Genomic DNA, 11167 nt, shown 5'->3' on the forward strand with positions numbered 1-11167 from the left:
AGCACCGAGGTCCTGGAAAAGCCGGGCCTGGTCCAGATCCTGCATGACACCAGATTCGTCTTCTGGCGAGATGCTGCTGCCGCTGCGTGACCCGTTCTCGCTGGTCTTCTCGCTGCTCCAGCCGCTCGTGTTCCTGGGCCTCTTCGGGCCGCTACTCGGTGCGGCCGTGGGCGCACCGGCATTCGGCGGCCAGTCGACGCTCCAATGGTTCCTGCCCGGCGTCGTGGTCATGATTGCCCTGTTCGGCACCTCCATGATCGGCTCCAACCTGCAGTACGAGCTGATGACCGGTTCGTACGAGCGGATCCTGGCCACACCGCTGTCCCGCTCGTCGCTGATGATCGGGCGGGCGCTGAAGGAATGGGCACCGCTGGTGGTGCAGGGCCTGCTGATCGCCCTGGTCTGCATCCCGTTCGGCTTTGTCTTCTATCCGCTGCACGTGCTGTTCGGCCTGGTCATCCTGGGGATCTTCGGCATCGGACTCGGCGCCCTCTCCTACGCACTGGCCCTGGTATCGCAGAACAAGGAGTGGATCTTCTGGGGTGTGCAGCAGACGCTGCTCTTCCCGCTGATGATCCTGTCCGGCATCATGCTGCCCATCGAGGCCGGGCCGGACTGGATGAAGACCGCCAGCCTCTTCAACCCCCTGTCCTACCTGGTCAACGCCGAGCGGGAGCTGTTCGCCGGCAGCGTCGGGACCGACACGCTCCTGGGCCTCCTCGCCGCATCGGTGACGGCCGCCGTCGGGCTCGTTGCGGGCGTCCGGGCCATCAACCGCAACATCAATTAGAGCCCAGGCGGGCGGCGTAAACTGCAGCTTCAGAACGGTTGCGAAGGCCCAGCTTGTCCAGCACACTGCTTACGTGGTGGGCCACTGTCTTGTGGCTGATGAACAGCTGGCCCGCAATTTCAGGATTTGAATAGCCCTCAACCAGCAGCCCCAGAATTTCATGCTCACGCCGGGTGAGAATACCTGCCTCGCGGGGAACGGACCGGCCCCCGGCGCCCCACGATCGCAGCAGTGCCGCTGCCGTATCGGCATCATGGGACGCCCCCAGCTTGTCCATCGCGGACAGCGCAGCGCGGGCTTCGGAAATAGCGAGGGTAGGCTGGCCTTGGGCTAAAACACGCGCAAGTTCCAGCCGGGTGCGCGCGGTTTCCAGCGGGAGTTCCAAGTGCCCAAACCATTTGAGGGCGTCTTCAAAGTAACCCGTGGCAGGCTCCAGCCGGCCCTCGGCGGCTGCAACCCGGCCTCTGGCCAGGGCGGCATGCGCGGACACCAAGCGTATTCCTCCGGCGCTGGCGTCAAGGTCGCCAAGGTGCTCGGCGGCCACTGCAGCAGCGGCAGGATTGCCTGCTGCCAACTGTGCCTCCACCAGCAGGCTGCGTGCGCTCGCTGTCTCCAGGGAGGTCCGGTGCCCGCCGGCGTGCAGTGGAGGAACGACGTCGCCGGTATCCTCAATTTCCGAACGAAGCCAGCGCTCTGCCAGGGCCACGGCCGCAGCCGGTTCGTTGCTTCCGAGGGCCAGTCCTGCCGCCACCAGGCTGGTCTCGACCGGAGCGCCGATCCTCTCAATCAAGGCCTTGGCCTCGTCGAAGTGTCCTTGGCGCACACGGAGCTCGGCGAGGCTCGCGACAGCCCTGTGGTACATGCCGGGGAAGACGTCCTTTGTACTCGCTGCCGCATGCCGCAGCTCGTCCTCGGCTTCGGCCCAATGACCCGTCAGCAGGAGCACTCGCCCGTGGACCATGCGGCACTGAGCGTAAAGGTATGGACAGCCGTAGGCCCTCATGTAGTCATCTGCCGCCAGCGACCACTGGGTAGCTCGCCCGAGGTCGCTGAGCAGGTCGCAGACCGTCAGCATCGAGCAACTCGCCATGACCACTGTGTAGAACGTCGTTCCATCGCCACCCAGGGCGCTGGCCATGGCCTCGTCCACGCAGCGAAGCCCGGCCTGGACCTCCCCACCCTTGACCAGGACGACCCCGCGCTCCGCAAGCGCACAGACTGCCAGGTCGGGGTCGCCCAATTCATGCGACATGGCCAGCGCGCGCTCGATCAGGTCGCGACAGTGATGGGCATCCGTAGCCAGCAGCGCCGCACAGTAATCAGCCCAGGCCCGGGACAGTCCGTCGTCGGGCCCGGCCATGCTCTCCGCCCGGGCAAGCCAGCCCCGCGCCGCAGCCTCGTTGCCGAGGGACGTCCCGTAGACAAGGCACAGCCATACAGCGGAATCGATGGCTTCCGGAACATTGCCGGCACGGCGGCTGGCAGCGTAGGCGCGCTCCCGGCAGCGGACGCTTTCACCAAGGTCGCCGAGAAAAAAGAGGGCGTCGCCCAAGCCTGCGAGCGCGCCCGGCGATCCGGTGCCCGAGAGGACCTCCTCAAACGCGGCGCGCGCATCCACCCACCGCCCCGCTTCCAGTGCCGCGTAGCCTCTCGCTGTCACTTCCTCCAGCGCCACGATTCAATTAGAGCACTTGACACTGCCGTTCTCTAGGGACGGAACTACGGGCGCGGGCCGCCCCGGATCCGCCTGGTGGGCTCCGCCGGCATTGGCCACAAAATGGGTCAGTTGACCCATCCGCCCGGCCTTGGAGCCGGGCAGTCTGAAGTTGTCCCGAATAACGGACAACAGGACCAATAAAGGAGCAAACGATGAGTGCAGACGCAATTGCCAAGTCAGTAGACGCCATGAACTCTCATGATGCGAAGGCCTTCGCCGCAACCTATGCCGCGGACGCGGTTGTCCACGACCCGCTCTACCCGCAGCCGTTGAAGGGGCGGGACGCCGTTGAGCAGGACATGGTGGAACTCCTGCGGGCCTTCCCGGACGTCAGTCTCACCGTGGGGCCCCTGTTCCAGGACGGCGAGACGTTCGCAGCCGAGTACACCCTGCGCGGGACGCATCAGGGACCGTTGGCATCGCCCGGCGGCGAGATTGCCGCCACCGGAAAATCCTTCATCAATAACGCGGCTGTCTTCTCGAAGTTCAATGCTGAAGGGGAAGTCACGGAGGAACGCCGCTACTACGATGTAGCCGGCATCATGGCGCAGCTTGGGGTGACCCCGACAACCTGAGCCCATAACCTCGCCTCGAAGAGACTGCTGGCCCGTCAGAGCCCCAGGCGGGCCACGGCTTCCTCGCGCATCTCCACCTTGCGGATCTTCCCGGAGACGGTCATCGGGAAGCTTTCGCGGACGTCCACGTAGCGCGGGATCTTGTAGTGGGCCAGCTTCCCGCGGCAGAAGTCCGCAATCGAAGCAGCGTCCAGCGGTTCCGCGCCGGGCTTGAGGATGACGCACGCCATGAGCTCCTCGCCGTACTTGGCATCAGGCACCCCGATCACCTGCACATCCTGGATGGCCGGATGGCTGTACAGGAATTCCTCGATCTCACGCGGGTAGATGTTTTCGCCGCCGCGGATCACCAGGTCCTTGATCCGGCCTTCGATCACCACGTAGCCGTCGTCGTCCATGCGGGCGAGGTCGCCGGTGTGCATCCAGCGGTCGGCGTCGATGGCCTCCGCGGTCTTTTCCAGCTGGTCCCAGTACCCGGCCATGACGGCGTAGCCCCGGGTGCACAGCTCGCCTATCTCGCCGCGCTCCAGCACCTCGCCGGTGCCAGGGTCCACGATCTGGTTTTCCAGCCGCGGCATGGTGCGGCCCACGGTCTCGGTGCGCTGCTGAAGCGTGTCACCGTTCCGGGTCATGGTGGACACCGGGGAGGTCTCCGTCATGCCGTAGCAGATGGCCACATCCACCATGTGCATCTCCGAGATCACCCGGTTCATCACATCGATGGGGCACACCGATCCCGCCATGACGCCGGTGCGGAGCGTTGCCAGGTCGTAGGAGGAAAAGTCCGGCAGCGCCAGCTCCGCGATGAACATGGTGGGCACGCCGTACAGCGATGTCCCGCCGAAGTCCTGGACCGCCTCCAGCGCGGCCGCCGGCGTGAAGCCGCGCCCGGGGATGATGGTGGCCGCACCGTGGCTGAGGGCTGCCAGGTTGCCGATCACCATCCCGAAGCAGTGGTAGAACGGCACCGGAATCACCACCCGGTCATGCTCGGTGTAGCCCAGCAGCTCACCGATGGAGTAGCCGTTGTTCAGGATGTTGTGGTGCGTCAGCGTGGCGCCCTTGGGGAAGCCCGTGGTCCCGGACGTGTACTGCAGGTTGATGGGATCGTGCGGGTCCAGCTCCGCCATCCGGGCCAACAGGGAGGAATGGCCGACGGCGTCAGCCCGCTTGAGCAGCTCGGCGTACGTCAGCTCCCCGTCACTTTGGGGATCCCCGGCGTCGAGCCCGTCCATGTCGTAATCCGGCAGGAACACCAGTTCCTGCAGGTCCGGGCAGCCGGCGAGCGCCTGGCGCGCCATTCCCACATAGTCGCTGTTCCGGTCCGACGGCGCCGCCACCAGCATCCGCATGCCGTTCTGCTTCACCACAAACTCCAGCTCGTGGCTCCGGTAGGCCGGGTTCACGTTGACCAGGATGGCTCCGGCTTTGGCCGTGGCGTACTGCAGCAGCGTCCACTCGGCGCAGTTCGGGCTCCAGATGCCCACCCGGTCCCCCTTGGCCACCCCCGAGGCGAGCAGTGCACGCGTGAGGCGATCGACGTCGTCGTTCATTTTCGTGTAGCTCCAGCGGCGGGCATCAGCGCCCGGGACCGGCGCGGCCTCGATCAGCGCGTCGTGGAAGGGGAACCGGGCCACCACCCGTTCAAAGTTCTGGCCGATGGTTTCCACGAGGAGCGGGACGTCAGTGTCCCCGGCTGTGTAAGCGCGCATGGTGGCACGCTACCAACAGGAGCCGGGCAAGAGAAGCGCAACAGGAGGGTGTCCGCGCGTAAACAGGGCGGGCGTGTATCCCGAGTCCCGGTATTGTGAAATCCATGAGTGCACCCATCGACCTGCAGGCAACGTTCATCCCCAACGACGGCGAGTTCTTCCGTGTGAAGCTCGCCCTGGAAATCGCCATCGACGAGGTGGTGAACGAACCCGGCTGCATCCGCTACGAGCTGACCGAAGCCACCGAAGAGAAGCTGGTCCTCACGGAACAGTGGGAATCCGAGGAACTGCTGGCGAAGCACTCCAAGGGCACCGCCGTCCAGGACCTGAACGAATCCCTGAGCGCGCTGCTGGCCGAGCCCGTGCAGCTGGAACGCCTGTAACCCTCGCTTTAACTATCGACTGCTCCGTAAGTGCCGCTTTGAACGTTCAAAAGGGCCCTTACGGAGCAGTCGATGGTGTTAAGAGGAACCAGGGGCGCTTACGCCTCGGGGATCTGCGAGCCGTCCTGCGGGCCCGACGTCTTTCCGGCGGTGGCCGGGCTGCTGCCCGCGGCGGCTGCGGCTTCTGCCTGCGAGCGCGCCACATGGGCGTGGACTTCGTCCATGTCCAGGGCCTTGACCGCGTCAACAACCTGCTCCAGCTGCTGGGCGTTCAGGGCACCCGGCTGGGAGAAGACGAGTACTTTTTCGCGGAACGCCATCAGGGTGGGGATGGACGTGATGCCGGCCTCCGCGGCGAGCTGCTGCTGGGCTTCGGTGTCCACCTTCGTGAACAGGACGTCGGAATGCTTCTCCGACATGGCGCTGTACGTTGGCCCGAACTGCTTGCAGGGACCGCACCATTCAGCCCAGAAGTCCACCAGGACAATGTCGTTGCCTTCGATGGTCGATGCGAACTGTTCACCTGTGATATCTACGGTAGCCATGCCTTCAACGGTACGCGAGGCGCAGGCCGATGTCCCGGCCGGGTGCGCCCTGTTCGCTCCCCGCGTCATCGGGAATACCCGGCGCGGGGCCGTGTACACCGGGCATTGCGAGGCCTACCCTTGGGGTCATCAGCCGCTGACTGCCGCACACAGGAGGGTTCATGGCCCAGGCTATCTCCACCCGGTCCCTCACCAAAAAGTTCGGCCGGCGCGAGGTGCTCCACGGGGTGGATTTTGCCGTTGAGGCAGGCTCTGTGTTCGGCGTGATCGGACCCAACGGCGCCGGCAAGACCACCACCATGCGCTGCCTGCTGGACATCATCCGCCCCACCTCCGGAGAGGTTCGCGTCCTCGGCAAGGATCCGCGGGCGGGAGGCCCGGAGCTCCGCCGGCGAATCGGCTACCTTCCGGGCGAGCTGTTCCTCGAGGGCCGCGTCACGGGCCGGACGCTCCTGGCGCACTACCAGGCCATCAGCGGTCCGGTGGCTCCGGGCAGGATCGATGGCCTTGCCGAACGGTTGGGGCTGGACCTGGACCGCCACACGCGCAAACTGTCCAAGGGCAACAAGCAGAAGCTCGGCCTGGTCCAGGCGTTTATGCACGATCCCGAGCTCCTGGTCCTTGACGAGCCAACCAGCGGGCTGGATCCGCTGGTCCAGCAGGAATTCCATGCGATGGTCCGCGAGGCGCAGCACCGCGGCCAGACCATCTTCCTCAGCTCCCACGTTCTCAGCGAGGTCCAGCAGACCGCTGACACCGTGGCGATTCTCCGGGACGGACGGATCATCGCCGTCGAGTCCGTGAGCGGGCTTCGGGAAGGTGCGGTGCGCCGGGTCCGGTTCACCGCGAACGGAATTACAGCGCACGACGCCGGCGCGCTGCTGGGTGCGGTGCCCGGCGTCGGGCACGTTGAGGTGCTGGAGTCCGGCGGCAGCATCACCCTTTCGGCCACCGTGGAGGGTGCCATCCAGCCGCTGGTCAGGGCCCTGGGCACCCTGGAACTGACGGATCTGGTGCTGGAGGAACCGGATCTTGAGGAGGCTGTGCTGAAGATGTATTCAAGTCCCGAAGACACGGTCCCTGCCGTATCCGGAGCTGCGGAGGCCGCGCGATGAGCACCACGCTGCCGCTGTTCCGGAGAGCTTTCTTTGACTCCTGGCGCTCCACCCTCGGGTGGGCCGCCGGGCTGGCCGCCGCCACGTTCCTCTACCTACCGCTGTACCCGTCCATCGGCGGGAGCGCGCAGATGCAGGACATGATCGATGCCCTCCCGGCCGAGATGACCAAGGCGCTGAACTACGACCAGATCGCCACCGGCCCTGGCTACACCCAGGCCACGCTGTACGGACTCCTCGGGTTCCTGCTGATGACCATCGCCTCCGTAGGGTGGGGTGCGGCCGCGGTGGGCGGGGATGAGGAATCCGGCCAGCTGGAGCTGACCCTCGCCCACGGGGTGACCCGCGTCCAGGTGGTGCTGGAGCGCGCGCTTTCCCTGTTCCTGCGCGTGGTGCTGCTCGCGGCCCTGGTCTTTGTTCTGGTCCGGCTGCTCAATGATTCGGCCCAGCTGGCCATCCGGCCCGAGAACCTCTTCGGCGCGTCAGTGCTGTTTGCCGCGCTGGCACAGCTGAGCGGAACTGCCGCGCTCTGCGCCGGGGCCATGTCCGGCAGGCGGACGTACGGACTGGCCGCGGGCGCCGCCGTCGGCGTTCTTGGCTACGTCTTCAACGCAGTCGGCCGGCAGAGCGAGGACGTGGAGTGGCTGCTCAATCTGAGTCCCTACCACTGGGCTTATGGGAATTCCCCAGTGGCCAACGGTGCGGACTGGGCCGCGGCCGGGTGGCTCTGGGGAATTTCGGCAGCCCTGGTGGCCTTGGCCGCGTTCGCTGTGAACAGGCGCGACGTCGGCACGTAGCTGTCCGGCCGCGCCGGCGCTCAGGCCGACCGGCGCTCAGGCCCTGGTTTCCGGGGTGAGGCTGTCCCAAACGTGGGGAGCTTGCGTCCGGCTGCCGGGCAGGGCGTTGGTCTCCCGCCATTCATGGATCCACTCGGGCAGCACCAGGCCCGCCGGGGGCTGGCCGAACTCGCGCAGGATCTCCTCCTGGCTCACTGGCCTGCCCTTGTTGACCAGGCGGGTGGCGATGTAGGCACGCGCGTAAATCTCGCCGTCGGACACCATGCGCTGCTCAAAGTAGATGGCCTTGGCATCCAGGCCGATGATCTTTGTTTCGATGGTGTACTGCTGCCACAGCTGCAGCGACTTCCGGAAGGCGATGGTCTCCCCCGCCGCCACAGGGCTCCAGCCGCGCCGGCGCATTGTCTTCCATACGCCGCTGCGGACCATCAGGTCGAAGCGGCCCAGGTCCATGAGGGAAAAGTACATGCCGTTGTTGACGTGCATGGCGATGTCGATGTCGGTGGGCAGGACGCGCAGCGGCAGGGACGACGGCTCCCAGATTGTCAGTGCGGAGCGGCGGGCGGACGTGAACAGCATCAGGAGGGTTCGCAGAAGCAGGTGCATCCTCCAATATTACCCATCAGTAACTTGCTGGCAAGTCCCTAGGTCCGGCCCGCCACGTAGGATGTGGCGCATGACGCAACAACGCTACCGGGACCTCGCCGAGTGGCCGCTGATGGGGACGGCACTGGTTTTCCTGGCAGCGTATGCATGGCAGGTGATTGGCCGCGTCGACGGCAGCGGCGCGGAATGGCTTGAGACGGTGATGTGGCTGACGTGGGGTATTTTCGCCGTCGATTACGCCGCCAACCTGTGGCTGGCCACGGACCGCCGCCGCTGGTTCCTCTGGAACCTGCACGAACTCCTGATCGCGGCCCTTCCGTTCTTCCGGCCGCTGCGCCTGCTCCGGCTGGTCACGCTGCTTTCAGTGCTGCACAGGACCATCGGCGAGACCCTCAGGGGCCGGGTGGTCACGTACGTGGCGGGATCGGCGGCGCTCCTGGTATTTGTGGGCGCGCTGGCGGTACTCGACGTTGAACAGTCGGCCCCGGACGCCAAGATCCTGACGTTCGGCGACGCCCTCTGGTGGGCCATCACCACCATCTCCACGGTGGGTTACGGCGACATGTACCCCGTGACGCCGATCGGCCGGCTGGTGGCCTCGGCGCTGATGATGAGCGGCATTGCCGTGCTGGGTGTGGTCACCGCGTCCATCGCCTCCTGGGTTGTCCAGCGTGTAGAGGAGTCCACGGAAGCTGCCGCGGAGTCCGTGGAGGAACCCTTGCGGGCGGAGCTCGCCGGCCTGGCCACGGAGATCGCTGCGCTGCGGCGCGAAGTGGCCGAGCTCAAGGACCGCCCCACGTTGTAGGAATGTCCCGGTAGAAATGTCCAGCGGGGCGGGCGGCTGGACACCGAGTAGTCGCCGCCGCGGGGCCAAGTATTCGGCGGAAAAATTCAGGTAACGCCTACTCGTGCAGTGCCTGGCGCAGCTTCCTAGACTCGAAATTCCTAGGGCCAAACAAAGTTGCCGGCGCATCCTCCGAGCTGGGGTGGATGATGCCGCTTCATAGCGGGGCATCCGTATCTTCTGGGTATGCGGGCGCTCCCATCATGCGCGCTTTCCGTGCGCGGTTCCGTCATAGACCGGCACCGCGCAGCGCATCACTCCCCGATCCGTCCTGCATGTGGAACTCGCGGCACCACTGCCGCCCTGTTGCCGAGCCGACCTGCGATGGGCCACCCATGTTCCAGTTGACCGCACCTATTCCCGAACCACCCCGCCGAAATTTCGAAACCGACGTCCCGCGGGCCGATCTCCTGACACCGGGGCGCCGGCCGATCAGCAACAAGCTGTGGGCAGGCATGGCCACAGCCGCCGTGATTTCCGCCTTCGGAGTCGGCGCCCTGGCCGGCCCCGTCCCCACGGCAGAGATATCCGCGCCACCGGAGGCCATAACGACGGCGGCGGCGCCAGTTGTGCGCGTTGCCCGGCCTTTGGCCGCGGTGCCGTTGGATGCGCCCTATGTTGGGTCCGTTGAGTTTGGCAGTGCGGGAGCTGGCACTGCGCAGCCGGAGGTCGCGGAAGCTGCGGTGCCTGCGGAGCCTGCTGCGGCTCCCCCACCAGCAGCGCCCGAACCTGCTCCGGCACCCGCCGGGGACCCCCACCTCTACACGGTTGTCCCCGGCGATACCGTGGGTGGGATCGCCGGCCGGTACGGCGTTGACATGAACGCGATGCTGGCCGCCAACGGGCTGGGCCTTTACAGCATCATCGTCCCGGGCCAGACGCTGAAGCTGACGGGTCCCGCCGTCGAGGTTTCCGCTCCTGCCCCGGCAGCGGCTGTTGCTGCTTCACCGGCCTACGTCCCCGCCCCGGCGCCGGTCCAGGCCGCGCCCGCTGTCCGCACCATCTATGTCGCGGGCGCTGGCGGACAGGCCATGGTGGACACGTGCATCGGGCCGATCCACTACACTCCCAACGACGGCTACTCGCTGTTCATCACGGAGCACGACTTCTGCGGCGGGTGGGCGCGCTTCTCCGGCATCGGCGTGGGCGAGACCGTCAGCATTCCGGGCTACGGGACGTACACGGCGACAGCCAGGGGCCAGGTCCCCAACCCGGGAACCACCAACGATGTCATCGCGGTATTCGGCGGGTTCCCCCGGGCCATCCTGCAGACCTGCATCCCCGGGACCAACCAGATGCTCCTGATCGCGCTCAACTAGGCTCCGGTCCCAGCCCAGTTCGCGGTCCAGCATTTCCGTAGCTTGTTCGCGGTTCCGAACCTTAAGGCAAGGAGCCGCGAACAAGGCCATGCGGGAATTTGTCTGACTACGCAGACATCGGGTGGCGTTCCGAAATGTGCTCCACCAGTTCGCCCACGCGCTCCTCGCTGTAGTTGCGCGCGATGTCGCCCTGGCTGATGATGCCGACCAACTTATGGTCGGCGATGACCGGGAGCCGCCGGATTTGGTGCCTTTCCATGATGTCGATGGCGGCATCAACATTGGCATCGGCGTCAACCCAGTGAGGGCTGCCTGTGGCGAGGTCGCGGGCCAGCATCTCGCGTGGATCGCGGCCGGCAGCAACGCACTTGAGCACGATGTCGCGGTCGGTGATCATGCCCTTCAACTTGCCGTCATCGCCGCAGATCGGCAGCGATCCGCAGTCCAGATCCATCATCATCCGGGCGGCATCTGCGAGGGACTGATGCTCCTTAATACACTGTGCATCCGTGGTCATAAATTCACGTACAACGCTCATTGGTTCTCCTTCATCGATTGATGTATCGACACAGGGCATCGGGGGCACGTGCGCCGATGTTGCCAGCCTACGCCGGGGCCAAGGCTGATGTCGACGACGGTTTCTCCCCTGTTTCCCGCCTGCCCGGAATTTTTCAAGTCGGTCGGTACCAGTGGGAGTTAGGCTGCTAGTTTTTCGGTGTTTTCCTTGGGTTGGTTGATCCATGCGGGCCCGGGCAGGGCCAGTA

The 11167-nt window shown here is 65.8% G+C and carries 12 protein-coding genes; 7 read left to right on the forward strand and 5 right to left on the reverse strand.

The window, feature by feature from the left end; all coding sequences use genetic code 11:
- Nucleotides 1-70: 70 nt before the first annotated feature.
- Nucleotides 71-790, forward strand: a complete 720-nt coding sequence (locus ACX80X_RS10270) for an ABC transporter permease (protein ID WP_252598479.1) — start codon at nt 71-73, stop codon at nt 788-790.
- Here the strand turns inward: ACX80X_RS10270 and ACX80X_RS10275 are convergent.
- Nucleotides 783-2465 (reverse strand): helix-turn-helix transcriptional regulator, encoded by a 1683-nt coding sequence (locus ACX80X_RS10275; protein WP_252613871.1) that lies wholly within the window; start codon nt 2463-2465, stop codon nt 783-785. The two genes, ACX80X_RS10270 and ACX80X_RS10275, sit on opposite strands and share 8 nt — an antisense overlap.
- A 194-nt stretch (nt 2466-2659) precedes the next feature.
- Here ACX80X_RS10275 and ACX80X_RS10280 point away from each other — a divergent pair, with 194 nt between their 5' ends.
- Nucleotides 2660-3082, forward strand: a complete 423-nt coding sequence (locus ACX80X_RS10280) for an ester cyclase (RefSeq protein ID WP_193341940.1) — start codon at nt 2660-2662, stop codon at nt 3080-3082.
- Nucleotides 3083-3117: 35 nt separating this feature from the next.
- Here the strand turns inward: ACX80X_RS10280 and ACX80X_RS10285 are convergent, their stop codons facing one another.
- Complete coding sequence (locus ACX80X_RS10285; protein ID WP_459311908.1) at nt 3118-4794, reverse strand: AMP-binding protein; 1677 nt, start codon at nt 4792-4794, stop codon at nt 3118-3120.
- Between the two features lie 104 nt (nt 4795-4898).
- On the opposite strand from ACX80X_RS10285, the gene ACX80X_RS10290 reads away from it, so the two are divergent.
- Nucleotides 4899-5177, forward strand: a complete 279-nt coding sequence (locus tag ACX80X_RS10290) for a putative quinol monooxygenase (protein WP_252598482.1) — start codon at nt 4899-4901, stop codon at nt 5175-5177.
- A gap of 98 nt (nt 5178-5275) precedes the next feature.
- On the opposite strand, the gene ACX80X_RS10295 is transcribed toward ACX80X_RS10290, so the two are convergent.
- A complete protein-coding gene (locus ACX80X_RS10295; RefSeq protein ID WP_252598483.1) occupies nt 5276-5722 on the reverse strand; it encodes a thioredoxin family protein in 447 nt (148 codons plus the stop codon).
- 161 nt (nt 5723-5883) lie between these two features.
- On the opposite strand from ACX80X_RS10295, the gene ACX80X_RS10300 reads away from it, so the two are divergent.
- Nucleotides 5884-6837, forward strand: coding sequence for an ABC transporter ATP-binding protein (locus ACX80X_RS10300; protein WP_252598484.1), 954 nt, complete (start codon nt 5884-5886; stop codon nt 6835-6837).
- Nucleotides 6834-7634, forward strand: coding sequence for an ABC transporter permease subunit (locus ACX80X_RS10305; RefSeq protein ID WP_252598485.1), 801 nt, complete (start codon nt 6834-6836; stop codon nt 7632-7634). The genes ACX80X_RS10300 and ACX80X_RS10305 overlap by 4 nt, the downstream gene beginning before the upstream one ends.
- A 36-nt stretch (nt 7635-7670) precedes the next feature.
- Here ACX80X_RS10305 and ACX80X_RS10310 read toward each other — a convergent pair whose 3' ends face one another.
- The gene (locus ACX80X_RS10310; RefSeq protein WP_252598486.1) at nt 7671-8240 is read right to left on the reverse strand and encodes an acyl-CoA thioesterase; all 570 of its coding nucleotides are present in this window, start codon (nt 8238-8240) and stop codon (nt 7671-7673) included.
- A gap of 70 nt (nt 8241-8310) precedes the next feature.
- Between ACX80X_RS10310 and ACX80X_RS10315 the strand changes: the two genes are divergently transcribed.
- Complete coding sequence (locus tag ACX80X_RS10315; protein ID WP_252598487.1) at nt 8311-9045, forward strand: potassium channel family protein; 735 nt, start codon at nt 8311-8313, stop codon at nt 9043-9045.
- A gap of 374 nt (nt 9046-9419) precedes the next feature.
- Nucleotides 9420-10403 (forward strand): LysM peptidoglycan-binding domain-containing protein, encoded by a 984-nt coding sequence (locus ACX80X_RS10320; RefSeq protein WP_252613862.1) that lies wholly within the window; start codon nt 9420-9422, stop codon nt 10401-10403.
- 106 nt (nt 10404-10509) lie between these two features.
- Here the strand turns inward: ACX80X_RS10320 and ACX80X_RS10325 are convergent, their stop codons facing one another.
- Entirely contained in the window at nt 10510-10941 is a 432-nt protein-coding gene (locus ACX80X_RS10325; RefSeq protein ID WP_252598489.1) for a CBS domain-containing protein, read from the reverse strand.
- Nucleotides 10942-11167 lie beyond the last annotated feature (226 nt).

It is taken from the genome of Pseudarthrobacter sp. MDT3-1, assembly GCF_054510755.1.

Bases quoted from the DNA above. Each gene is read 5' to 3' on its own strand.
- ACX80X_RS10270 (WP_252598479.1), top strand. From the start codon at position 71: ATGCTGCTGCCGCTGCGTGACCCGTTCTCGCTGGTCTTCTCGCTGCTC.
- ACX80X_RS10280 (WP_193341940.1), top strand. From the start codon at position 2,660: ATGAGTGCAGACGCAATTGCCAAGTCAGTAGACGCCATGAACTCTCAT.
- ACX80X_RS10285 (WP_459311908.1), bottom strand. From the start codon at position 4,794: ATGCGCGCTTACACAGCCGGGGACACTGACGTCCCGCTCCTCGTGGAA.
- ACX80X_RS10290 (WP_252598482.1), top strand. From the start codon at position 4,899: ATGAGTGCACCCATCGACCTGCAGGCAACGTTCATCCCCAACGACGGC.
- ACX80X_RS10295 (WP_252598483.1), bottom strand. From the start codon at position 5,722: ATGGCTACCGTAGATATCACAGGTGAACAGTTCGCATCGACCATCGAA.
- ACX80X_RS10300 (WP_252598484.1), top strand. From the start codon at position 5,884: ATGGCCCAGGCTATCTCCACCCGGTCCCTCACCAAAAAGTTCGGCCGG.
- ACX80X_RS10305 (WP_252598485.1), top strand. From the start codon at position 6,834: ATGAGCACCACGCTGCCGCTGTTCCGGAGAGCTTTCTTTGACTCCTGG.
- ACX80X_RS10310 (WP_252598486.1), bottom strand. From the start codon at position 8,240: ATGCACCTGCTTCTGCGAACCCTCCTGATGCTGTTCACGTCCGCCCGC.
- ACX80X_RS10315 (WP_252598487.1), top strand. From the start codon at position 8,311: ATGACGCAACAACGCTACCGGGACCTCGCCGAGTGGCCGCTGATGGGG.
- ACX80X_RS10320 (WP_252613862.1), top strand. From the start codon at position 9,420: ATGTTCCAGTTGACCGCACCTATTCCCGAACCACCCCGCCGAAATTTC.
- ACX80X_RS10325 (WP_252598489.1), bottom strand. From the start codon at position 10,941: ATGAGCGTTGTACGTGAATTTATGACCACGGATGCACAGTGTATTAAG.